Origin of the sequence: Variovorax sp. 160MFSha2.1, assembly GCF_048305075.1 — a bacterium.
GTDB classification, from domain to species: Bacteria; Pseudomonadota; Gammaproteobacteria; order Burkholderiales; family Burkholderiaceae_C; genus Variovorax; species Variovorax guangxiensis.
On record NZ_CP157624.1, the window covers coordinates 3067613 to 3088041 of the forward strand.

The following is a 20429-nucleotide window of genomic DNA, read 5'->3' on the forward strand; positions in this document are numbered from 1 at the left end:
CGATCATGCGAATGCGTGCGCGATCATCGCGCAACACTTCCACAGACGACGAACCCCATCCTCCATCGACCGAAGAATGAGCATCGCCAAGGCCGACTTCATCGAGGGCATCGCCAAGGGCATGGCCGTGCTCGAAAGCTTCGACACCGAGCGCCAGCGCCTGAACGCCACCCTGGCCGCCGAACGCGCCGGCCTCACGCGCGCAGCAGCCCGCCGCCATTTGCTGACGCTGGCCCACCTGGGCTACCTGGAAACCGACGGCAGCTATTTCTGGATGGCGCCGAAGGTGCTGCGCTTCTCGGGCAGCTATCTCGCGTCTTCCCGATTGCCGCGGGCGCTGCAGCCCACGCTGAACCGGCTCGCGGCGCAGACCGGCGAATCGTTCTCGGCCGTGGTGCTCGACGGGGAAGAGGTGGTCATCGTTGCGCGCAGCGGCAGCTACGGCACGCCGACGCGCGTGCTGGCCTATGGCCTGCACCTGGGGGCGCGGCTGCCCGCGCATGCCACTTCCACCGGGCGCGTGCTGCTCGCGGCGATGGCACCGGCGCAGTTCACGCAGTGGCTCAAGGGCCGGCATCTCGCACGGCTCACGCCGCGCACGGTGACGCAGGCGCGCGGCCTGCGTCAACTGATCGCCCGCACGCGTAAAGACGACTACTGCTTCGCGAGCGAAGAGCACGAGCTGGGCGTGCAGGCGCTGGCCGTGCCGCTGCGTGACATGCAGGGCCGCACCGTGGCGGCGCTGAACGTGGTGCTCTCGGGCACGCGCTACCAGGAAGAAGCGCTGCAGCGCGAGATGCTGCCGCTGCTCTTCGAGGCCGCGCGCGAAGTGCGGTCTCTGTTGTGAGCTCGGAGCCAATCTGAACTTTGGCCGCGGCCTGCGCCTCGAATCCCCGAAACGGACACAACCATGCGACTGCTCCTTCTCGAAGACGACGTGATGATCGGCGAAGCGGTGCTCGACCTGCTTCGCGCCGAACAATACGCCGTGGACTGGGTGAAAGACGGCGAGGCCGCCGAAACGGCGCTGCGCACCCAGCAATACGACCTGGTGATGCTCGATCTCGGCGTGCCCCGGCGCGACGGGCTCGAGGTGCTGCGCAACCTGCGAGCCCGCAAGCAGCGCATGCCGGTGCTGATCGCCACGGCGCGCGACTCGGTGCAGCAGCGCATCGAAGGCCTCGATGCCGGCGCCGACGACTACGTGCTCAAGCCCTACGACCTCGACGAGCTGCTGGCGCGCATCCGCGCCTTGCTGCGCCGTGCGGCGGGACGCGCCGAGCCTGTTTACGAGCACATGGGTGTGAGCATCAACCCGGCCACGCGCGAGGTCACGGTGGCCGGCCAGCCGGTGGTGCTGTCGGCGCGTGAATGGGCCGTGCTGGAGCCGCTGCTGGCCCGGCCCGGCATGGTGCTGTCGCGCGCCCAGCTCGAGGAGAAGCTCTACAGCTGGAAGGACGAGATCAGCAGCAACGCGGTGGAGGTCTACGTACACGGCCTGCGCAAGAAGCTCGGCGCCGAACTCATCCGCAATGTGCGCGGCGTCGGCTACATGGTGCCGAAACTATGACTCGCCCCCAGGCCTCGCGCACTTCGTGTCGCTTCGCCAACCCCCTTCCGGGGGCGACGCCTACGGCCCGGCAAAGCCGGTTCCGTGTCGTCCCGCGAAGGGGGCGTGTATGAGCAGAGTCATTGGTTCGCTGACAGGCTCGCTGCGCGCGCGGCTGCTGTGGTTCCTGCTCGCAGCCATCGTGCTGGCGGCGGGGGCGCAGGCACTGGTGGCCTACCGCACGGTGCTGGCCGAGGCCGACGACATCTTCGACTATCACATGCAGCAGATGGCGCTGTCGCTGCGCGCCGGCCTGCCGCCGAGCGCTGCGGTGGGCGGGCTGGGCGCCGCCGAGCAGAACTTCGATTTCGTCGTGCAGGTGTGGACGGCCGATGGCACGCGCATCTTCGAATCCGCCGAGCAGGCCGCGCTGCCGCAGCTCGCGGTGCTGGGCTTCGCCGACGTGAACGCGCGCGGCACCACCTACCGCGTGTTCTCGATGCAGACGCGCAGCCTGGTGATCCAGGTGGCGCAGGACATGGCGGCGCGCCGCCACATGGCGGGCACGCTGGCCCTGCGCACCATCGCGCCGGTGGCGCTGATGGCGCCGCTGCTGATGCTGGTCGTGTGGTGGGTGGTGAGCCAGTCGCTCGCGCCGGTGGCGCGGGTGCGCAAGCAGGTGGCCTCGCGCCAGGCCGACGATCTCTCCCCGGTGAGCGAGGAGAACCTGCCCGAGGAGGTTCGCCCGTTGGTGCAGGAACTGAACCTGCTCTTCGACCGCGTACGCCATGCCTTCGACGCGCAGAAGCACTTCGTCGCCGATGCCGCGCACGAGCTGCGCTCGCCGCTGGCCGCGCTCAAGCTGCAGGTGCAGGGCCTGCAGCGCGCGCCTGACGATGCCTCGCGCGAGCTGGCGGTGAGCAGGCTGGTGGCGGGCATCGACCGGGCGACGCGCCTGGTCGAGCAGATGCTTGCGCTGGCCCGGCATGAAGCCAGCATGGCGGCCGGCGCGAAGCCCGAGCCGGTGGACCTGGCCGAGGTGGCCCGGCTCGCGGTGTCCGACGCCGTGGCGGCCGCACAGGCGCGCGGCATCGACATCGGCATCGCCCATGCCGACGAAGCGGTGGTGCATGGACAGTCCGAGGCGCTGCGGATGCTGCTGCGCAACCTGCTGGAGAACGCGATCAAGTACACGCCGGTGGAAGGCCGCGTCGACATCGGCATCGCGCGCAAGGGCGATACGGCCGAACTCACCGTGGACGACAGCGGGCCAGGCCTGCCGCCGGAGGAGCGCGAGCGGGTGCTCGACCGGTTCTACCGCTCGGGCGAATCCCAGGCGCCCGGCAGCGGCCTTGGGCTGGCCATCGTCAAGTCGATCGCCGACCTGCACGGGGCCACGGTGGCGCTGGAGCAGTCGCCCAGCCTCGGCGGGCTGCGCGTGCTGGTGCGCTTTTCCGCGCGCGCCTGAGCCCCGGCCGCGCCGTTTAAGCGGCGCTTAAGTCAGACCCGCGACATTCCTTTCATCGTTTTGCGTCCATACGCCTTGAAAGGAACCGAAAAATGAACTCACGTCTGACTTCGCCCCGTGCCCTGGCCATCGCCCTGGCAAGTGCGGGTGTGATCGGTGCGGTCGGCGCCGGCGCCTACACCAGCGCCCGCGCCGTGGGCGCGCCGACCACCAATGCCGTCGCCACCGCGCCCGCGGCCATGGTCACGCTGCCCGACTTCTCGACGATCACTTCGCGCGACGGCCCGGCCGTGGTCAACATCAGCGTGACCGGCACCATGAAGGCCTCCGACGACGAGGCAGCCGCCGAGATCCAGGGCATCGATCCGGACGATCCGATGTTCCAGTTCTTCCGCCGCTTCCAGGGCCAGATGAATCCGCGCGGCCAGCAACAGCAGCGCGAAGTGCCGGTGCGCGCGCAGGGTTCGGGCTTCATCGTCGACCCCAGCGGCATCATCATCACCAACGCCCACGTGGTGAAGGATGCGAAGGAAGTCACCGTCAAGCTCACCGACCGCCGCGAATACCGCGCGAAGGTGCTGGGCGCCGACGCCAAGACCGACATCGCGGTGCTCAAGATCGACGCGAAGAACCTGCCCGTGCTCGCGCTGGGCAACACCAAGGACCTGAAGGTCGGCGAATGGGTGCTGGCCATCGGCTCGCCCTTCGGCTTCGAGAACACCGTCACGGCCGGCGTGGTGAGCGCCAAGGGCCGCTCGCTGCCCGACGACAGCTACGTGCCCTTCATCCAGACCGACGTGGCGGTGAACCCCGGCAATTCCGGCGGCCCGCTGCTCAACACGCGCGGCGAGGTGGTCGGCATCAACTCGCAGATCTACAGCCGCAGCGGTGGCTACCAGGGCGTGTCGTTCGCGATCCCAATCGACGTGGCGATCCAGGTGAAGGACCAGATCGTCGCCACCGGCAAGGCGCAGCACGCGCGCCTTGGCATTGCGGTGCAGGAGGTGAACCAGGCCTTCGCCGATTCGTTCAAGCTCGACAAGCCCGAAGGCGCGCTGGTCTCGAACATCGAGAAGGGCGGCCCCGGCGACAAGGCCGGCCTGAAGGCGGGCGATGTGATCCGCAAGGTCGACGGCCAGCCCATCGTGTCCTCGGGCGACCTGCCCGCGGTGATCGGCCAGCAGGCCCCCGGCAAGAAGGTCACGCTCGAAGTGTGGCGCCAGGGCGAACGCCAGGAGCTGCAGGCCAAGCTCGGCGATGCGAGCGACAAGCCCGCGAAGGTCGCCAAGGCCGATGCCGACGTGGGACAGGGCAAGCTGGGCCTGGCGCTGCGCCCGTTGCAGCCGCAGGAAAAGCGCGAGGCTTCCGTCGACAACGGCCTGCTGATCGAGGACGCGGCCGGCCCCTCGGCGCAGGCCGGGGTGCAGGCGGGCGACGTGCTGCTGGCCATCAACGGTACGCCCGCGCAGAGCGTGGAGCAGGTGCGCGAGGTGGTGGCCAAGGCCAGCAACAAGTCGGTGGCGCTCTTGATCCAGCGCGGTGAAGACAAGATCTTCGTGCCGGTGCGTATCGGTTGAGTTCGCCCCGCAGGCATGACGTCGCCCGCCCAGAGCCTCTCGGCTCACATCCTGCCCACGTCGGCGACCATGATCGGCGTGTGCATGACGGTGATGTCCATCGGGCACCTGGGGCCGCGCGACGACATGCGGCTTCTGATCGACCGCCTGCTCGCAGTGGACGCGCTGGTCTTCCTGGCCAGCGCGTTGCTGTCTTTCATCTCGATGCGTTCGCGCAGGTCGGGCGCGGCTGGAGGCCTGGGGCGAGATGGTCTTCATCGCCGGCCTCGGGCTGCTGGCGCTGGGTGCGGTGACGCTGGCCTTTGCCCTGCGCTGAACGGCTGCGCGGCGCCTCAGGCAGGCGAGCAGGGCCAGTCGAGCTGCATGCGCGTGCCGCCGGCGGCCGGGTCCGCCGTCTCGATCTGCAGCCTCGCGCCGATGGACTGGGCGCGCGCCCGCATGTTGGCGATGCCGTGGCCGGTTCTCCCGCCATTGGCCGGCGCCGAAGGCAGGCCGCGCCCGTTGTCGGTGAGCATGATGCGCACCAGCGAAGGTGTCTCTTCCCCGTGCCAGCTCGCGTGCATCACGATGCGCGTGGCGCCCGCGTGCTTGAGCACGTTGGTGAAGGCTTCGAGCAGGATGCGTTGCAGCTGCAGGGCCGCCTGTGCGGCGAAAGGCTCCAGCTGCGGGATCACTTCCACGTCCCACACCAGCTCGATGCCGGCGGCGTCCAGCCGCGGCTGCAGGCGGTAGCGCAGCGTGGCCAGCACGGTGGCCAGGTCGTCGTGCGTGGGCTGCAGCGAATCGACGGCCATGCGCATCTCGTCGAGCGCGAGCTTCACGTGTTCCTCGATCACCGTGCGGTCCGGTTTGGCCTGCGTCACCACGTTGAGGAGGCCGACCAGCTGCGAGCCGACGCCGTCGTGGATCTCCCGCATGATGCGCTGGCGCTCCAGCAGCACGGCCTGTTCCTGCTGCTGCTGGCGTACGGTCTCGAAGGCGCCGCGCAACTGGTCTTCGCGCTCGGCCACGCGGGCCGCGAGGTTGGCGTTGAGCGCGCGGTAGTCGGCTACGGTGCGGCTGTAGCGCTCGACCACCAGGCCGGCCAGGATCATCACGAAGAAGAACATCGCGTGCGCCGTCAGCGTGTAGTAGGCGCCGCCGAAGAGGCCCATGCGCACCAGCAGCAGGTCGTGCGCGCCGGCCAGGATGGCCAGCGTGCCCGCGGCCATCAGCACGCCCGCGATACGGCGACGGTCCACCAGCGCCCCGTACACCACGTAGGGCAGGCAGATGATGCTGATGCATTGCAGGATGACGAGGCCGCCGGTCCACAGCAGCGGCTGCGCGAAGGCGAAGGAGGCGCAGGCCAGCGTGACCGACAGCGCGAGCGCCGTGTAGATCGAGCGCACCAGCCACGGCGGATTGCGCTCCAGCACCAGCAGCACGAAGCGCGCGATCAGCCCGATGTGGCAGGCGTAGCAGACCGCCACGATGGCGCCCCACAGCGGCCAGGGAATGGCCACGTCGGGCCACACGCGGTCGAGGTTGCGCGCCACGCCCGAGAGCGCGGCCAGCGCGAAGCAGCCGTAGAGCGCGTCGCGCTGGCGCAGCCACAGCCCGCCGGCGATGCCGCCCATCAGCAGCAGGCTGACGGCATAGACGATGGCCGAGGTGTTGCGCCAGTTCTGCCGGGCGCGGTAGACCGTTGCCAGCGACGCCTCGGGGCCGTAATCGATGCTGGCCAGCCCCGCGCCGCGCTGGCGCTGGATGGTGGTGCGCACCACCAGCGACTGTGGCTGGCCTGCCTGGTGCAGCACGGCCGGCACCGGCACCAGCAGGTTGCTCTTGGACGCGTCGTAGCTCGGCAAGCCCAGCGTGCCATAGCTCGCCACCAGCGCGTCGTTGAACGAGATCGCCACCTGGTTGCCCGCGCCCGAGAGCAGCAGCGCGGCGGGCTTGCCGGCCGGCACCGCGGAAGCGGGAAGTTCGATGCGGTAGGTGGCCTTGCCGCCGCGCCCGGGGAATTCATGGTCCCAGCGGAAGGGAATCTCCACGCGTCGCTGCTGCGCCGGCAGGCCGTCGGGTTCGAGCACCGCCTCGGCCGAGGGAACGTCGAAAGCGTCGGGCGATTCCGCTGCGTCGGCACGGGAGGCCGCCGACGCCAGGGCGAGCCACAGGCACAAGGCGGCGAGCAGCAGGCGGCAGAGGCCGCCGGCGGTCACGCTAGGGAAGCCAGCCGAGGTTGCGGGCCTCGAACACAGCTTCCGATTTGTTGTGCACATCCAGCTTGCCGTAGATATTGCGGATATGGGTTTGGACAGTCGAGGCCGAGACTCCCATCTGCACACCGACTTCGACATAGGTGAAACCACGAGAGACCAGGTCGAGCACCTCGAACTCGCGCGGCGACAGGCGCTCGGGCACGACCGTCGGCGTGCCAGCCGCCTTGGCCGCGGCCTGTTCCCTGGGCGCGCCGCCCGAGTGCGCCTGCCAGCGGCGCAGCAGCTTGCGCGCGATGACCGGCGACATCGGCGAGCCGCCGGCGCGCAGGTGGCGGATGTGGGTAGCGAGGTCGGCCTCGGTGCCGTCCTTCAGCAGGTAGCCGCTGGCGCCGGCCTCGAAGGCCTGGACCATGTTGGCTTCGTCGCCGAAGATCGAAAGCACCATCACCGCGCAGGCCGGCTGCATGTTGCGGCACTGGCTGATCACCTGCAGCCCGGGGCGGTCGGGCAGGCCGAGGTCCACCAGCAGCACGTCGATCGGGTTGTCGACCAGCCAGCGCAGGATGTCGCTGGCGTTGGAGGCGCTGTAGGCCAGGCTCAGGGACGGGTCTGCGTCGACCACGCGCGAGATGCGCTCGCGCATGCCGGTGTCGTCTTCGACGAGGGCGACCTGTGTTTCCGCGGTCATGCGTGGACCGGGCCCGGAAAGAAGCTGCATGCGCTCATGCATGGCGTGGTGACAAGGCGCATGGGGGAAAAGACCTGGGTTGCTGATGCCGCAAAGGGTAGGGGGCTGCCCGCTCGCTGCCCATCCTATATACGGGGGAGGCGGCCTACCGCTTTCGGTGGCCTATGGGATGTCTTGCCGGTTGCCGCCCTGGCCAGCCGCCCTGCCACGAGCGCGATGTGCCCGACCAGCTCCAGAGGCGACTCGACCTCGAAATCATGCGGCAGGCAGCCCAGCCACACGGCCAGCGCATCGAGCGAATTGGCCGCGGTGGCGATGCGGGTGGAACCGTCGCCGACAGCCTGCGGCGTGCCGCCGACCCAGCCGAGATAGGGCTCCAGCGCCTCGACGGGTGCATGCACCACGATCTGCGCATGGTGCAGGTAGGGCGACACCTTCAGTGCGTGCTCCATGTAGGCGGCCACGTCGCCATGGGGCAGCCGGCGCGGCGTGAAGCGCTCGCCGGTGGGCTCGGGCTCGACGATGCGGTCGAGGCGGAAGGTGCGCCAGTCCTCGCGCGCCACGTCCCACGCCAGCAGGTACCAGCGCCGGCCCGTCTGCACCACGCGATGCGGCTGCGCCGTGCGCTCGGTGAGGGCGTCGTGGTGGTCGCGGTAGCCGAAGCGCAGCTCGAGCCGGTCGGTGCAGGCTTCGGCGAGGAAGGACACGGCCTTCAGGCGCACGGGCGATTTGTCGTGCATCACCGGCACCACCGAAGAGCGGACGCTGTCGAGCCGGCGGCGCAGGCGCGGCGGCATCAGCTGTTCGAGCTTGGCCAGCGCGCGCATCGAGGCGTTCTCGATGTCGCCCGAGGCGCCCACCGGATTGCCCAGGCCGAGCGCGACGGCGATGGCTTCCTCGTCCTCGAGCAGCAGCGGCGGCATCGCGGTGCCAGCGCCGAGCCGGTAGCCGCCGGCCACGCCCGAGGTGGAATCGACCGTGTACCCCAGGCTGCGCAGGCGGTCGACGTCGCGGCGCAGGGTGCGCTCGGTGATCTCGAGCCGGGCGGCGAGGTCGGCGCCCGTCCAGGAGCGTTGCGCCTGGAACAGGGAGAGAAGCCGGATCAGGCGTGCGGTGGCGGAAAGCATGCGCGCATCATGCCTTTGATCGAGGACAGAATCTGTCCGCAATGGGTCGTAGCCTCGGTTCTTCTCTCAACCACCTCCGCACCGCGGAACACAGGACGAAGACCCATGAAGAAGACGTACAACGGCAGCTGCCATTGCGGCAAGGTCCGCTTCCAGGCCCTGATCGATCTCGCCGAAGGCACGGGCAAGTGCAATTGCTCGATCTGCACCAAGACCCGCGCATGGGGCGCGATCGTGAAGCCGGATGCCTTCACGCTGCTTTCGGGGGAGGAGGACCTGTCGCTGTACCAGTTCAACTCGCACAGCACCGAGTGGCTGTTCTGCAGGAACTGCGGCGTGCGTTCGTTCGGGCGCGGCAACGTGCCCGAAATCGGTGGCGCCTATGTGAGCGTCGCGGTGAACTGCCTGGACGACGTGACGCTGGAGGAACTGTCGACGGCGCCCGTCCGGTACATGGACGGGCGCAACAACAACTGGTTCGAGGCGCCGGCCGAGACGCGCTACCTCTGAGCGAGGCGGGCCCGGCCGGCGGGTTGCTGCCTTCTTACTTGCGGCGGCGGGTTGCCGGCGCGGCGCCCGGTGCCGAGGTCTGCGAGGGAGCGGCACCGCCGTCCACGCCCAGACGACCGCCGCCGCCCAGGCCCTGGCCGCGCACCGTCTGCGCCTTGTAGTTGCGCAGCGAGCGGACCATCTGGTTGAAGGCGTCCATGAAGGCCGCCGCGATCACCTTGCCCTGCGGCGTGCGGGTGTAGCCGCCGATGCCGCCGGCGGCGGAGAGGCCGCCCAGGCCGGCGAAGCCCGCGAAGTCGGTCTTGGAGGCGCTGCCTTCGGCGGCCGCGACCTGCACGCCCGAACGGTTGTCGATCAGCGTCAGGAGGGCGCTGGCTTCCTTGGTCTGCAGGCTCGCGCCGAGGCTGGCGATGGCGCGGCCGCGGCCGCCGCCCACCAGGCCGCCGAGCGCGCCGCCCAGGCCGCCGGCATCGCTGTTGCTGAACACGATCTCGGGCGACAGGCCGTAGTCGGAAGCGACCATCTGGCCGCGGCCGAAGTTGCTGCCGCCGCGCATTTCACCCGACTGCATCAGCGCGCGCTCGCGCGTCATCGCGTTCATGCCGGCGGCGCTGCGCTCGACCACCACGAAGCAGTTCGACTGCTGCACCAGCAGGCGCAGCAGGTTGGCCGTGGGAGGCAGCTTGTACTCGCCGGTGAGGATGGTGTACCAGCCCGCGTTCACGTTCTCGATCAGCGAGACCGTGCCCAGCGGCGAATCGCAGCGCTCGAGCTGGCTGCTTTCGCCGGAGGTCGCGGCGCCGGCGGCGCTGCCGGTGGCCACGGTCTTGGCCGACTGGCTGCCCATTTGCATGTCCATGGTCTGGCAGCCCGAAAGGGCCAGCAGGCCGGCGAGTGCGCTTGCGAGAGAAAGTTTAGAAAAAGCCATGTCCCGATCTGTCAAGTGAAAAGAATGCGGCGCCCGTTGCGGACGTCACTTGTCAAGATCGAAGATGGATCTGCCCTGGCCTGTATGACCTCCCGATTCGACGCGCCGCCGGCGACCGCGCGACGATACGACCCGAGATTCAGGCACGCCAGTGCCGAAAGTCATGTGCATTCACGCGCGGCCCGGCCGTGTTTTTTCCACCGCGCGGGCGGCGGCGTATCGGCCGGAGTCCGAAGTGTGGGAGGTGCGGGCCGCGGCAGCCCCCTTCCTCGATCGCCCGGCCGCGACGTCGGGCAGGCGCACTGCGCTTGGGGGACGGGCGGGTGGGGCGCGGCGATTCTATTACTCTGGAAACTTTCAGGAACACCGTGAAACAACGAGAGCTTCCGTACCAATGGCTCAGGAGGGAAAAGCCGCGGGATGCGCTGTCCCGAAAGTTACATTCGGGCCTTCACTTCCAGGAGTTTCAGATGGCGACCAAGAAGAACATCGTTGGAGAAGCAGCCGCGGAACTGACCCGCCAGCAGGTGCAACAGGCCCTGGCCATTGCGGGAGCTTCGAACTTCAGCGCAGCGGCCGACCCGGCTTTCGTCGGCTCCATCCTGGTGGCCCTGGCAGTCAACACGAACTCGGTGAGCGCGACCATCGACAGCGCCAAGGACCGGACCAGCGCGGTGATCAAGCACTGAAAGAAACGACCTGCCTCAGCGCGTGTAGTCGCCGTTGGCCTCGGGCTGGAAGAGCACTGCGGTCACACGCGCAGAGCGCTCGATGCCGTTGGGCATGCGCCAGCAGGCGAGCGCCCCGGTCTTCACCCCCAGCAGGCCGATGCCGACGGGCGACAGCACCGATACGAAGCCAGCGCCCGGCTGCGAGTCGCCGGGATAGCACAGCGTGATCTGCTGGCGCTGGCCCGTGGCCGGGTCCTCGATCTCGACCTGGGAATTCATCGTCACGAGGTCCGGCGGGACTTCGCGCGATGGCAGCACGTCCGCCGCGTCGAGCAGTTCGGCGAGTGCCGGTGGGAGCTGGTGATCCGCCAGTTTGCCGAGGCGGACGAAGTCGAGTTCGGTGAGCGTGCGCTCCCCGTGAATGGTGGCAAGCATGAAGCACTCCAGTTGAGTGCGGCGCCGTCAGGAACGAAGGAAATGAACGGCGACGCGGCCGCGCGGCGGGTGCCCGGCGGTCAATGGTTCGCGCATCAGAAGGAAGGGTAGCGGACCGCCGGGCTCAGGAAAGTGCGCAGGTGCGTCGGTAGGCCGCCATCGTCGCCACGGCACCGGTACGCGCTGCTTCGAGCGCAGCGTGCTTGCGGGAGTGGAACGAACGGGCCATCCGCACGAGTGTAGGGATGCACCACGAGCCCATCAAGCAATGGCCCCGCGTGTACTGCCGTTAAGCACGGCGGGCATGGGCTCATCGCGTTCCAGCCGCGCTAGCCGTTTTCACGGCGTGCCTGTGCGGCGGATCGGAATCAGCAAGTCGGTGCGAAGCTCGGCCTGCGAGACCTGCCGCGGCGAGTTCAGGTAGTGCTCCAGCGTGGGCCGGTCGTCGGGCTCGTAGCCGCTGGCGGGCAGCCAGCGGATGTAGAGGGCGCGCACGGCAGCGTTGATCTGCGAGTACGGGCCCGCGAGGCGATGCGCCGCGTAGCAGCCGCCGGGAATGTCGAGCATCTCGACTTCGGGGACTTCCGGCCACGCATCGGGAGAGTCGACGGCGGCGTAGTACCTGAAGCCGATGCTGCCCTCCGGCTCGTCGAAAGACGCTCCCCAGCGGTCCGTGATGCGGGCCGTGCCGGCGTGCTGGCGTAACCGCCGATGAGTGTGAGGGATGGTCGAGAACGGCCCCTGGTGCCGCAGCGCATGCAGCCGTCGTGTCGGGTGTTCGACTATGCGCACGGCTGGCGCGGCGACGCCGTCATCGGGTTGCGGCAACGCATCGACATCGAGAATCGCCCGCACCATCTTCTGCTGGAATGCGCGCGGCGACTGTCCGGTGAACTGGCCGAAGGCGCGCGTGAAGGCCTGCGGGCTTTCGTAGCCCACGGCCAGCGCGACCTGCGTGATGCTCTGGTCGCCGGCTTCCAGCAGCCGGGTGGCGAGCGCCAGTCGTACGCGCCGCACTGTGGCCGCTACGGTTTCTCCGGCCACGCTCGCATAGACGCGGTGGAAGTGGAAGGGCGAGAAGTGCGCGAGCCGCGCGAGGTCTTCGAGCCGGTGCTCGGCCATCGGATCGGCAACGATGGCCGCGACGGCGCGCGCGACGCGGGCGCGGTAGTCCTGCTCGATGCGGCGGCTGCTTTCCATGCGCGCGAGTGTGCGCCTTTCATGCGAGGGGCACTTAGCCGACTTTGCTCACATGGGCCAGCGGAGCAACCAAAGAAAAAGCCCGCTGTCCGTAAAGACAGCGGGCTCTTCAGAGGCCTTGCGGCTTGATGGTGGCTCCTCGACCTGGGCTCGAACCAGGGACCTACGGATTAACAGTCCGGCGCTCTACCGACTGAGCTATCGAGGAACAAGCCTTAAATTATATGCAATGGATTTGCCGATCTCGGCGCTTCGACTGCATTTTTTGCATCGATGCGACGATTGCCTGCAAGAAACACCGCGCACCACTTCTAATGAAATGCCCCGCTACCTTGTGGGTAGCGGGGCATCCAGAGGCCTTGCGGCTTTGTGGTGGCTCCTCGACCTGGGCTCGAACCAGGGACCTACGGATTAACAGTCCGGCGCTCTACCGACTGAGCTATCGAGGAACAAGCCTTAGATTATAGCGTCATTTTTCATGACTTTCGGCAACGCGTTCAAAGTGCAACGCTCAGCCCCAGACGCAGCGTTCGCGGCGCGCCAGGGAACAGGTAGACGTGCCCGAACTGGTAGGGCGATTCCTTCCAGTAGCGGCGATCGAACAGGTTGTCTACCGACAGCGTCCAGCTCGCGTTCGCGCCGCGCAGCTTCGTGTCGTAGCGCAGCACGGCATCGACGCGCGTCCACGAGGGCAGCGTGATCGAGCCATCAGGCAGCACGTTGCGGCGGCCTTCATAAGAAAGCTGTCCCGCCACTTCGAGCCCCGGCACCGATGAGAAGCGATACGCCGTTTGCGCGCGCAGCACCTGCTTCGGCACATTGGTCGGCGACTGCCCGTTGAGCGCCGGATTGGCCGTGCTCCCGCGCCGCTTCGCATCGATCAGCGTCACGCTGCCACCGATGCGCCAGGGCCCCTGGTTCCACTGCGCACCCGCTTCGAGACCACGATGCACCGCCTTGCCGTCGTTGCGCACCTCGCACAAGCCGCTGCACAGGTCCATGTTGGTCAGCGGCCGCGAGATGTCGAACCATGCGAGCTGCCAGTTGAAGGCGTCGTTGCCGCCCTTGAGGCCAAGCTCCCACTGACGCGAGCGCAGCGCGGGCAGGGCCTGCCCCGCGTTGCTGTACTGCGAGATCCTGTTCGGCACCACCTGCGACTCGACGCCGCGCCCCCAGCTCGCGTAGGCCAGGAGCCCCGGCTGGATGGCGTAGCTCGCCGCGATCCATGGCGTGGTCACGTCCTGCTTGTAGCCGGTCGGGTCCGAGCCGTCGTTGCCGATGCTGCTGCGGTCGAGCCGGGTGTGGCGCGCGCCGAGCCAGGTGGTGAAGCGGTCGTTCCAGCGGATCGCGTCCTGCACCGAGAGCTCGGTCGACCGCTCGTCCCGGTTGGTCTGCGGCGTGGTGGCATCCGGAGCCGGCGGCACGACGGCCGTGCCCCAGATGTTGCCGGTGCCCGCGTAGTTGTAGGCCTGGTTGTCGAAGCGGTTGCGCACGCGGCTTTGCAGCAGCCCGAAGCCGAGCTCGTGCCGCACGCTGCCCGTCGTCACGTTGCCCTTGAGGTTGATGCTGCCGGCCGTCAGCGTGCGGCGCTCGTTGTCGCTGCGGAAGTCGTAGAAGTCGAAGGTGCCATCGGAGCAGTAGCGGTCGTAGTTGCCTTCGGCGCCGCAGCCGAAGGCATAGGCCAGTCGGTCGTCGCTCTTCAGCCGCTGCTGGCCGATCTGCGCGCTCCAGCGCCAGTCGGCGTTCAGCGCCTGGCTGAAGCGCAGCGTGCCCGTCAGCGCCTTGAACACCGAGGGCTGCGACCACGGCTGATTGTTGAGGTTGATGCGCGGATCGACCGGTGCCGGCAGCACGCTGCCCAGCAGGCTGTAGCCGTTCTGGCTGGGCTGCGTCTTGCGGCTTTGCTCGATCTCGAACTCCAGCACCGAGTCGCGCGTGATGCGCCAGTCGGCTGCGAGCGAGAACAGGTTGCGGTTGCCGTCGAGGTTGTGCGTGAGCGGCTTGAGGTTTTCGCTTGCCACGTTGAGCCGGTAGCCGAACTGCCGGTTCTCGCCGAAGCGCCCGCCGAGGTCGATGGCGCCGAGCACGCTGCCGCGGCTGGTGGTTTCGATGCGCACCGTGCGCAGGTCCTGTTCGGTGGGCCGCTTCACGACGTAGTTGACCAGCCCGCCCGGCGCGCTGGTGCCGGCCTGTATGCCGCTGGTGCCGCGCAGGATCTCGACGCGCTCCTTGTTGTCGAGCGGAATCGAAGTCTCGGCGCTGATCGGCAGGCCCTCGCGCCGGTAGTTGAAGCGGTTGTCGAGCACGAAGCCGCGCACCGTGAGGTAGTCCCAGTAGCCGGCGGAGTTGTAGGCGTCGGTGACGGAAGCGTCGAACTGCGTCAGATCGGCGAGCCGTCGCGCGCCGCTGGCCTGTAGCTGCTTGCTGTCGATCACCGTGGCCGAGATCGGCAGCTCGCGAAGCGGCACGTCGCCGAAGCCGCTCACGTCGGCCTGGGGCGCGGCCGTGCCTTCGCTGACGGTGATCTCCGGCAGCGCGGATTGCTGCTGCGCATGCGCTGAACATGCCGCCGCGAAGAGCATGGCTGCCAGCGCACGCGAGACGGGAGACAGCCGATGCCGGCCGGAAGAATCGAAGGGAAGCTCTGTCTTTTTCATTCTGTTCATTTGCCCGCAGCGGCATCGATGGCCGCGATCCATTCCGCGGCCGTGGCTTCCGGGTCGTCGGCTGCGACGAGTGCGCGCACCACGGCGATGGAACCCACACCGGTCGCCAGCACCTCCGGCAGCCGCACCGCATCGATGCCGCCGATGCCGACCTGCGGATAGCCGCGCAGCAGCCGCGCATACGCGCCCAGCCGCGCCACGCCCTGCGGCGCGGTCGCCATCTTCTTGAGCGTGGTCGGGTACACGGCGCCCATGGCGATGTAGCTCGGGCTCACCTTGTCGGCGCGCACCATCTCCGCATAGCCGTGCGTGCTGACGCCAAGGCGCAGGCCGGAGGCGCGAAGTTGCACCAGTTCGTCTGGCGAGAGCGCGTCGAGATCCTCCTGGCCGAGGTGGATGCCGTAGGCACCGGCCGCGATGGCAACCCGCCAGTGGTCATTGATGAAGAGCAGCGCGCCGGTACCTCGCACCTCCTCGACGGCCGCTTGAACTTCGCGCTCGATGGCCGCGCTGTCGTCCGACTTGAATCGCAGTTGCACCGTCGGCACACCCGCGCGCGCCATGCGGCCGACCCACTTCGCATCGGGCAGCACGGCATAGAGGCCGAGCCGTTCTGGGCAGGGCGGAAATGCGTCGTCGCGCGCGGTGGGCGGAAAGGGGCGCATGCCGAAGTCCTCCGGCGCGTCGGGCCACAACGCAGCATCGAAGCTGCTCAGGCGCTGTGTCTGCGCGGTCCATGCGAGGGCCAGGCATTCGGCGTCGATCTCGATGAAGCCGAGCGCGGAACACGCGCGCTTGGCGCCGCGATACACCGGATCGTCGGAAGAGAAGTTGGGCGCGCTCACCGGCGCCGACGTGATCGCGCCGAAGCGCAATCCGTGCGCAGCGACGATGGCCTGCGCGATGGCGCCGGAGTCGAATGTGGTGCTCATGATTCGTGGTGCCAGAAAGGCGTGCCGAGCACGGGCGTGCTGGGTTGCGCGGCCTCCTGCGCGGCCATGGCGCCGGCGCGATGCGCGCTGCGCCCGGCCTGCACTGCGTCGGCGAAGGCGCCGGCCATTGCGACCGGGTCCTGCGCCAGCGCGACGGCCGTGTTCAGCAGCACCCCGTCGTATCCCCACTCCATCACCTGGCAGGCGTGCGAAGGCAGGCCCAGTCCAGCGTCCACCAGCATCGGCACCTTGAGCCGGTCGCGCAGCACCTGCAGCGCGTAGGGGTTGACCGGTCCGCGGCCGGTGCCGATGGGCGCGGCCCAAGGCATCACCGCCTGGCAGCCGACGTCGACCAGGCGCTGGCACAGCACGAGGTCCTCGGTGCAGTAGGGCAGTACCTTGAAGCCCTCGCGGATCAACTGCGAGGCCGCGTCGACCAGGTTCAGCGTGTCGGGCTGCAGCGTGTAGTCGTCGCCGATCAGCTCCAGCTTGATCCACGGCGTGTCGAACAGCTCGCGCGCCATCTGCGCGGTGGCGACCACCTCCTGAATGCTGTGGCAGCCGGCGGTGTTGGGCAATACCGGCACCGCGAGCTTGCGCAGCAGCTCCCAGAAGCCGTTGCCGAGCTCGCTGTTGCCCGAGCCCTGGCTGGCCGTCTGCCGGCGTAGCGAGGCAGTGAGCATTGCGGGCTTCGCGCGCTTCACGGCGGCTTCGAGCAGGTCGGGCGACGGGTAGCGCGCGGTGCCCAGCAGCAGGCGGCTGTGGAAGGTCTCGCCGTAGAGCACCAAGGGGTCGTTCGGGGTCGTCATTTCTGTTGTCTCCATCAATCAGCCGCCCGTCACGGGGCGGATCACTTCGACGCGGTCTTCGGGTTTCAGCGCGCGCGTGGCGTAGGCCGAGCGCGGCACGAATTCGCGGTTCACGGCCACCGCGAAGGGCGGCGTGGCCTCCAGCGCGGCCAGCGCGTCGGTCAGCATCGCCTGGTCGGGCAGGGTGAAGGGCTTGTCGTTGATCAGGATGTTCATCGTCATGTGTCTCGGGTCTCCATGCCGAAGCTCTCCGCAAGGGGCGAGCGGCCCTGCGTCAGCACCTCCATCGCCGCGTCGAGCATCGCGGGCGCGATCATGAAACCGTGGCGGTACAGGCCGTTGATCTGCAGCACGCGCGGTTGCGGCAGGCGCAGGGCAGGGAGGTTGTCGGGCAGCGTGGGCCGGCACTGCGTCGCGATCTCGACGATGCGCGCCTCGGCGAAGCCGCTGTGCACCGCATACGCGGCACTCAGCAGTTCGAGCGTGGAGCGCACGCTGGCGGGCGACATGTCGTCCGACTCGATCTCGGTCGCGCCGATCACGAACAGGTTGCCCGGCTTGGGCGCGATGTAGAGCGGGTAGCGCGGATGCACGAGGCGCGTCGGTCGCTTCAGGCTCACCTCGGGCGCATGCACGCGGATCACCTCGCCGCGCACACCACGAAGAGCATTCCACTGCGGACGGGCGCCGAGGCCGCGGCAGTCGATTACCCAGTCGGGCTGGCCTGTCGTTCCGGGCGAGAAGTCCGAAGGCGTACGCGGCGATTGCCAGTGCAGCGTGACGAGAGGGCTGCTCTCGAGCGTGGCGAGCAGCGAGGCCAGCAGCGCGCGATTGTCGAGCTGGCCTTCGCCCGGAAGGAACAGGCCCTGAGCGAAGCGCTGGCCCAGCGAGGGCTCCAGCGTGGCGATCGCGCGAGCGTCGACGGATTGCATCGGCGCCAGCTCGGGCACCTGCGCACCGGTGTTCGCGAGCACGCGGGCGAGCCGCGTTGCTTCGGCCGCGTCCTGCCGATGCCAGAGCACCAGCGTGCCTTCGCGCTGGAAGAACACGGGCTGTGCCAGCGGCGCGAGCAGCTCCGGCCAGCGCGCGAGCGCGTGCTGCCCCATGCGCACGACAGACACCGGTGCGACGGCCGATTCGGCCAGCGGCGCCAGCATCGCGGCGGCCACGCGCGCGGCAGCGCCTTCGGCCTCGGCGCTGCCGGCCTCGAACACATCGACCTTGCACCCGGCGTGCGCCAGCGTCACCGCCATCAGCCGGCCCATGAGGCCTGCGCCGAGGATGGCGACCGAGTCGAAAGGAAGGCTCATGCCAGGGCTCCTTCGCGTCGCCGATAATTTTCGGCATGACCCAAGAGCCCACTCAGCGCTACGCACGCGTGCTTTCCATCGCCGGTTCCGACAGCGGTGGCGGCGCCGGCATCCAGGCCGATCTCAAGACCTTCGCCGCCCTGGGCTGCTACGGCATGACGGCCATCACTGCGCTCACCGCGCAGAACACGCTGGGCGTCTCGGGCATCCACGGCGTGCCGCCCGACTTCCTCAAGGCGCAGATCCAGGCCGTGGTCGAAGACATCGGCGTCGATGCCGTCAAGCTCGGCATGCTGCACGCGCCCGAGGTGGTCGAAGTGGTGGCCTGGGCCATCGACCGCTACCGGCTGAAGAACGTGGTGCTCGACCCCGTGATGGTCGCCACCAGCGGCGATCGCCTGATCGCGGCCGAGACGGTGCAGGTGCTGGTGCGCGAGCTGTTCCCGCGCGCCGTGGTCGTCACGCCCAATCTCGACGAAGCCGCCTTGCTGATCGGCCGTGCCATCGAAGGCGTGGATGCACTCGACGGCGCGGCCGACGAACTGCTGGCGCTCGGCGCGAAGGCCGTGCTGCTCAAAGGCGGCCATCTGCCGGGCAACCAAGTGGTCGATGTGCTGCTGCAGGCCGATGGCGAACGCAAGCGACTGGCCTCCGGCCGCATCGAAAGCCGCAACCTGCACGGCACCGGATGCACGCTGTCGTCCGCCATTGCCGCGCACCTTGCGCTGGGCGCGACGCTGCCCGAGGCGGTCGAGAGGGCGCGCGCCTACATCCTCGGCGCGATGGCTGCAGGTGCAGACGTGAAGATCGGCGCGGGTCATGGCCCGCTCAACCACGGCTTTGCGCCAGTGCCGACGCACCGGCTGCCGTTGAAGGCCGGCTGAGCCAGGCCAGCGCGAAAGTCGCGGCCAGTGTCGGCAGCGCGGAGCCGAACTGCGGTGCCCACTTGGCAAGCGCGTGATACGCGGCGATGCCCGCGATCCAGATCAGTGCCGCGCCGAAGTCGATTTTGCGCCGCGCGCCTTGCGGCGATACCGCCTCGCCGCTGCCCAGCCGGCCGATGATCACCCCATACAGCGGCACGAACACCGAACTCAGCAGCAGCAGGAAGGGCTCCAGCGTGTGCATCGGCAGCACCAGCGCCAGCGCGATGCACAGGGCAGCCAGCAGCAGGCCCCAGCGCTTCACGCTCCAGCGCGGCAGCAGGCTGTGCGTGGAGACCGAGCCCGAGTAGACGTCGCCGTACGCGTTGTCGAGCTCGTCGATGAGGATGAGGCCCAGCGCCACCAGGCCGCCCTGGGCCAGCAGCAGCGCGGTGACGAGGCCCGTGCCCGGTTCGGCCACGCTCACCACCATCACGCCCAGCGCATAGCACCAGACGTTCGCGACCGCGTAGCCGATCCAGGTGCCGCCGAATGCGCCGCCGAGGCCGCCGGAACTGCGCTTGCCGTGCCGCGCATAGTCCGCCACCAGCGGCAGCCACGACACCGGCATCGCGATCACCAGGTCGAGCGCACTGAACATGCCCATCGTGCCGTCGCCGGGGCGCGCCCAGAAGGCGTCCAGCCCCTTGGCCTGCAGTTGCGCCGCGAACTGCCACGTGAGCCACAGCAGCGACAGCACCACCAGCGGCAGCCCGAACCGGCTCACGAAGCGCCGCACCAGCTTCACCATCGAGCCGGCGAGCAGCGCCAGCAGCACCGCGCCCCACAGCAAGGTCGTCAGCACGCCGCCCCAGAAGCTGCCCAGCGCCGGCCCCACCACCGTCTGGCCGATGGCCTGCGTGCCTTCGCGCATCACCACGAGTTCGAAGGTGGTCCAGCCCACCAGCTGCACGATGTTGAGCAGCACCGGCAGCCGCGCGAAGGCACTGCCGTAGGTGGCGTGCATGAGGCCGGCGCTCGCCAGGCCGCTCTGGCAGCCAAGCCGCGCGGTCCAGGCCAGCAGGCCCGCGCCGATGCAGGAGCCGAGCACGATGGCGATCGCCGCGTCGCGCGTGCCCACGGCCGGCACCAGGTAGGCGCCGATCTGCATCACAAGCAGCCCCACGCCGAGGCTGAACCAGAGCGAGGCATGGTCGCGCCAGCCGAACACGCGCTGCGAGGCGGGCAGGGGCGTCAGCGCCTCGTTCGAGACGCCAGCGGCATCGTTGTTCTTGTCGTCGTATGCCATCCGTTTGCTCCAGTGCAAAAGGTTTGGCAGGTGGGCGAGGCCCCAGTGGCGCGGCTTTCACGCGAGAAGGCGTGAGAGGCCACCGGACCAGCTTCCCTGCGCGAGGATTACCTCAATCAGGTTCAAAGGGACTTTCTCAGCCGGACGGCAAGCCGCCCAACACCCCTAGCAAGTACGCCGCGG

At 68.8% G+C, this 20429-nt stretch carries 20 protein-coding genes, 2 tRNA genes and 1 riboswitch; of the genes, 7 read left to right on the forward strand and 15 right to left on the reverse strand.

Going from position 1 to position 20429, the window contains the following annotated elements:
- The first annotated feature begins 76 nt into the window (after nucleotides 1–76).
- From ABL838_RS13815 to ABL838_RS13830, 4 genes are all read left to right on the forward strand, one after another.
- Complete coding sequence (locus tag ABL838_RS13815; protein ID WP_418120235.1) at nucleotides 77–847, forward strand: IclR family transcriptional regulator domain-containing protein; 771 nt, start codon at nucleotides 77–79, stop codon at nucleotides 845–847.
- Between the two features lie 63 nt (nucleotides 848–910).
- Nucleotides 911–1570: a response regulator gene (locus ABL838_RS13820; RefSeq protein WP_184638356.1), complete on the forward strand. Its 660-nt coding sequence runs from the start codon at nucleotides 911–913 to the stop codon at nucleotides 1568–1570.
- A 109-nt stretch (nucleotides 1571–1679) separates the two neighbouring features.
- A complete protein-coding gene (locus tag ABL838_RS13825; protein ID WP_418125644.1) occupies nucleotides 1680–3017 on the forward strand; it encodes an ATP-binding protein in 1338 nt (445 codons plus the stop codon).
- Nucleotides 3018–3109: 92 nt separating this feature from the next.
- The gene (locus ABL838_RS13830) at nucleotides 3110–4594 is read left to right on the forward strand and encodes a DegQ family serine endoprotease (protein ID WP_418120238.1); all 1485 of its coding nucleotides are present in this window, start codon (nucleotides 3110–3112) and stop codon (nucleotides 4592–4594) included.
- A gap of 44 nt (nucleotides 4595–4638) precedes the next feature.
- Here the strand turns inward: ABL838_RS13830 and ABL838_RS13835 are convergent, their stop codons facing one another.
- The 4 genes from ABL838_RS13835 to ABL838_RS13850 form a co-directional block, all read right to left on the reverse strand.
- Nucleotides 4639–4794: a hypothetical protein gene (locus ABL838_RS13835; RefSeq protein WP_418125645.1), complete on the reverse strand. Its 156-nt coding sequence runs from the start codon at nucleotides 4792–4794 to the stop codon at nucleotides 4639–4641.
- 132 nt (nucleotides 4795–4926) lie between these two features.
- The gene (locus ABL838_RS13840) at nucleotides 4927–6798 is read right to left on the reverse strand and encodes a sensor histidine kinase (RefSeq protein WP_418125646.1); all 1872 of its coding nucleotides are present in this window, start codon (nucleotides 6796–6798) and stop codon (nucleotides 4927–4929) included.
- Nucleotide 6799: 1 nt separating this feature from the next.
- The gene (locus tag ABL838_RS13845) at nucleotides 6800–7486 is read right to left on the reverse strand and encodes a response regulator (protein ID WP_126019195.1); all 687 of its coding nucleotides are present in this window, start codon (nucleotides 7484–7486) and stop codon (nucleotides 6800–6802) included.
- Between the two features lie 125 nt (nucleotides 7487–7611).
- Nucleotides 7612–8613 (reverse strand): helix-turn-helix transcriptional regulator, encoded by a 1002-nt coding sequence (locus ABL838_RS13850; RefSeq protein WP_418125647.1) that lies wholly within the window; start codon nucleotides 8611–8613, stop codon nucleotides 7612–7614.
- 105 nt (nucleotides 8614–8718) lie between these two features.
- Between ABL838_RS13850 and ABL838_RS13855 the strand changes: the two genes are divergently transcribed.
- Complete coding sequence (locus ABL838_RS13855) at nucleotides 8719–9123, forward strand: GFA family protein (RefSeq protein WP_418120242.1); 405 nt, start codon at nucleotides 8719–8721, stop codon at nucleotides 9121–9123.
- 34 nt (nucleotides 9124–9157) lie between these two features.
- Here the strand turns inward: ABL838_RS13855 and ABL838_RS13860 are convergent, their stop codons facing one another.
- Entirely contained in the window at nucleotides 9158–10051 is an 894-nt protein-coding gene (locus ABL838_RS13860; protein WP_126019203.1) for a CsgG/HfaB family protein, read from the reverse strand.
- A gap of 470 nt (nucleotides 10052–10521) precedes the next feature.
- On the opposite strand from ABL838_RS13860, the gene ABL838_RS13865 reads away from it, so the two are divergent.
- The gene (locus ABL838_RS13865; RefSeq protein WP_126019206.1) at nucleotides 10522–10740 is read left to right on the forward strand and encodes a hypothetical protein; all 219 of its coding nucleotides are present in this window, start codon (nucleotides 10522–10524) and stop codon (nucleotides 10738–10740) included.
- 15 nt (nucleotides 10741–10755) lie between these two features.
- Here the strand turns inward: ABL838_RS13865 and ABL838_RS13870 are convergent, their stop codons facing one another.
- The 9 genes from ABL838_RS13870 to ABL838_RS13910 form a co-directional block, all read right to left on the reverse strand.
- Complete coding sequence (locus ABL838_RS13870) at nucleotides 10756–11157, reverse strand: GreA/GreB family elongation factor (RefSeq protein WP_418125648.1); 402 nt, start codon at nucleotides 11155–11157, stop codon at nucleotides 10756–10758.
- A 339-nt stretch (nucleotides 11158–11496) separates the two neighbouring features.
- Nucleotides 11497–12357 (reverse strand): AraC family transcriptional regulator, encoded by an 861-nt coding sequence (locus ABL838_RS13875; RefSeq protein ID WP_418120244.1) that lies wholly within the window; start codon nucleotides 12355–12357, stop codon nucleotides 11497–11499.
- A gap of 132 nt (nucleotides 12358–12489) precedes the next feature.
- Nucleotides 12490–12565: transfer RNA gene (locus tag ABL838_RS13880), tRNA-Asn, on the reverse strand.
- A gap of 165 nt (nucleotides 12566–12730) precedes the next feature.
- Nucleotides 12731–12806, reverse strand: a tRNA-Asn gene (locus ABL838_RS13885).
- Between the two features lie 48 nt (nucleotides 12807–12854).
- Nucleotides 12855–15014: a TonB-dependent siderophore receptor gene (locus tag ABL838_RS13890; RefSeq protein WP_418125649.1), complete on the reverse strand. Its 2160-nt coding sequence runs from the start codon at nucleotides 15012–15014 to the stop codon at nucleotides 12855–12857.
- 5 nt (nucleotides 15015–15019) lie between these two features.
- Complete coding sequence (locus tag ABL838_RS13895) at nucleotides 15020–15955, reverse strand: thiamine phosphate synthase (protein ID WP_418125650.1); 936 nt, start codon at nucleotides 15953–15955, stop codon at nucleotides 15020–15022.
- Nucleotides 15952–16764: a thiazole synthase gene (locus tag ABL838_RS13900; RefSeq protein WP_184638334.1), complete on the reverse strand. Its 813-nt coding sequence runs from the start codon at nucleotides 16762–16764 to the stop codon at nucleotides 15952–15954. The genes ABL838_RS13895 and ABL838_RS13900 overlap by 4 nt, the downstream gene beginning before the upstream one ends.
- Before the next feature lie 18 nt (nucleotides 16765–16782).
- Nucleotides 16783–16986, reverse strand: coding sequence for a sulfur carrier protein ThiS (gene thiS, locus ABL838_RS13905; protein WP_126019219.1), 204 nt, complete (start codon nucleotides 16984–16986; stop codon nucleotides 16783–16785).
- Entirely contained in the window at nucleotides 16983–18074 is a 1092-nt protein-coding gene (locus ABL838_RS13910; RefSeq protein WP_369658309.1) for an FAD-dependent oxidoreductase, read from the reverse strand. Before ABL838_RS13910 ends, thiS begins: the two co-directional genes overlap by 4 nt.
- Nucleotides 18075–18109: 35 nt before the next feature.
- Between ABL838_RS13910 and thiD the strand changes: the two genes are divergently transcribed.
- On the forward strand, nucleotides 18110–18958 hold the full coding sequence (gene thiD / locus ABL838_RS13915) for a bifunctional hydroxymethylpyrimidine kinase/phosphomethylpyrimidine kinase (RefSeq protein ID WP_369658308.1): 849 nt from the start codon (nucleotides 18110–18112) through the stop codon (nucleotides 18956–18958).
- Here thiD and ABL838_RS13920 read toward each other — a convergent pair.
- Nucleotides 18903–20246, reverse strand: coding sequence for a purine-cytosine permease family protein (locus ABL838_RS13920; RefSeq protein ID WP_418125651.1), 1344 nt, complete (start codon nucleotides 20244–20246; stop codon nucleotides 18903–18905). The two genes, thiD and ABL838_RS13920, sit on opposite strands and share 56 nt — an antisense overlap.
- Before the next feature lie 76 nt (nucleotides 20247–20322).
- Nucleotides 20323–20423, reverse strand: a riboswitch (TPP riboswitch).
- Nucleotides 20424–20429 lie beyond the last annotated feature (6 nt).

What these genes read in the sequence shown, in the direction of transcription:
- ABL838_RS13825 (WP_418125644.1), top strand. Translation starts at nt 1,680, where the DNA reads ATGAGCAGAGTCATTGGTTCGCTGACAGGCTCGCTGCGCGCGCGGCTG.
- ABL838_RS13870 (WP_418125648.1), bottom strand. Translation starts at nt 11,157, where the DNA reads ATGCTTGCCACCATTCACGGGGAGCGCACGCTCACCGAACTCGACTTC.
- ABL838_RS13910 (WP_369658309.1), bottom strand. Translation starts at nt 18,074, where the DNA reads ATGAGCCTTCCTTTCGACTCGGTCGCCATCCTCGGCGCAGGCCTCATG.
- ABL838_RS13860 (WP_126019203.1), bottom strand. Translation starts at nt 10,051, where the DNA reads ATGGCTTTTTCTAAACTTTCTCTCGCAAGCGCACTCGCCGGCCTGCTG.
- ABL838_RS13920 (WP_418125651.1), bottom strand. Translation starts at nt 20,246, where the DNA reads ATGGCATACGACGACAAGAACAACGATGCCGCTGGCGTCTCGAACGAG.
- ABL838_RS13845 (WP_126019195.1), bottom strand. Translation starts at nt 7,486, where the DNA reads ATGACCGCGGAAACACAGGTCGCCCTCGTCGAAGACGACACCGGCATG.
- ABL838_RS13875 (WP_418120244.1), bottom strand. Translation starts at nt 12,357, where the DNA reads ATGGAAAGCAGCCGCCGCATCGAGCAGGACTACCGCGCCCGCGTCGCG.
- ABL838_RS13815 (WP_418120235.1), top strand. Translation starts at nt 77, where the DNA reads ATGAGCATCGCCAAGGCCGACTTCATCGAGGGCATCGCCAAGGGCATG.
- ABL838_RS13820 (WP_184638356.1), top strand. Translation starts at nt 911, where the DNA reads ATGCGACTGCTCCTTCTCGAAGACGACGTGATGATCGGCGAAGCGGTG.
- thiD (WP_369658308.1), top strand. Translation starts at nt 18,110, where the DNA reads ATGACCCAAGAGCCCACTCAGCGCTACGCACGCGTGCTTTCCATCGCC.
- ABL838_RS13855 (WP_418120242.1), top strand. Translation starts at nt 8,719, where the DNA reads ATGAAGAAGACGTACAACGGCAGCTGCCATTGCGGCAAGGTCCGCTTC.
- ABL838_RS13830 (WP_418120238.1), top strand. Translation starts at nt 3,110, where the DNA reads ATGAACTCACGTCTGACTTCGCCCCGTGCCCTGGCCATCGCCCTGGCA.
- ABL838_RS13850 (WP_418125647.1), bottom strand. Translation starts at nt 8,613, where the DNA reads ATGCTTTCCGCCACCGCACGCCTGATCCGGCTTCTCTCCCTGTTCCAG.
- thiS (WP_126019219.1), bottom strand. Translation starts at nt 16,986, where the DNA reads ATGACGATGAACATCCTGATCAACGACAAGCCCTTCACCCTGCCCGAC.
- ABL838_RS13900 (WP_184638334.1), bottom strand. Translation starts at nt 16,764, where the DNA reads ATGACGACCCCGAACGACCCCTTGGTGCTCTACGGCGAGACCTTCCAC.
- ABL838_RS13890 (WP_418125649.1), bottom strand. Translation starts at nt 15,014, where the DNA reads ATGAAAAAGACAGAGCTTCCCTTCGATTCTTCCGGCCGGCATCGGCTG.
- ABL838_RS13835 (WP_418125645.1), bottom strand. Translation starts at nt 4,794, where the DNA reads ATGAAAGACAGCAACGCGCTGGCCAGGAAGACCAGCGCGTCCACTGCG.
- ABL838_RS13865 (WP_126019206.1), top strand. Translation starts at nt 10,522, where the DNA reads ATGGCGACCAAGAAGAACATCGTTGGAGAAGCAGCCGCGGAACTGACC.
- ABL838_RS13895 (WP_418125650.1), bottom strand. Translation starts at nt 15,955, where the DNA reads ATGAGCACCACATTCGACTCCGGCGCCATCGCGCAGGCCATCGTCGCT.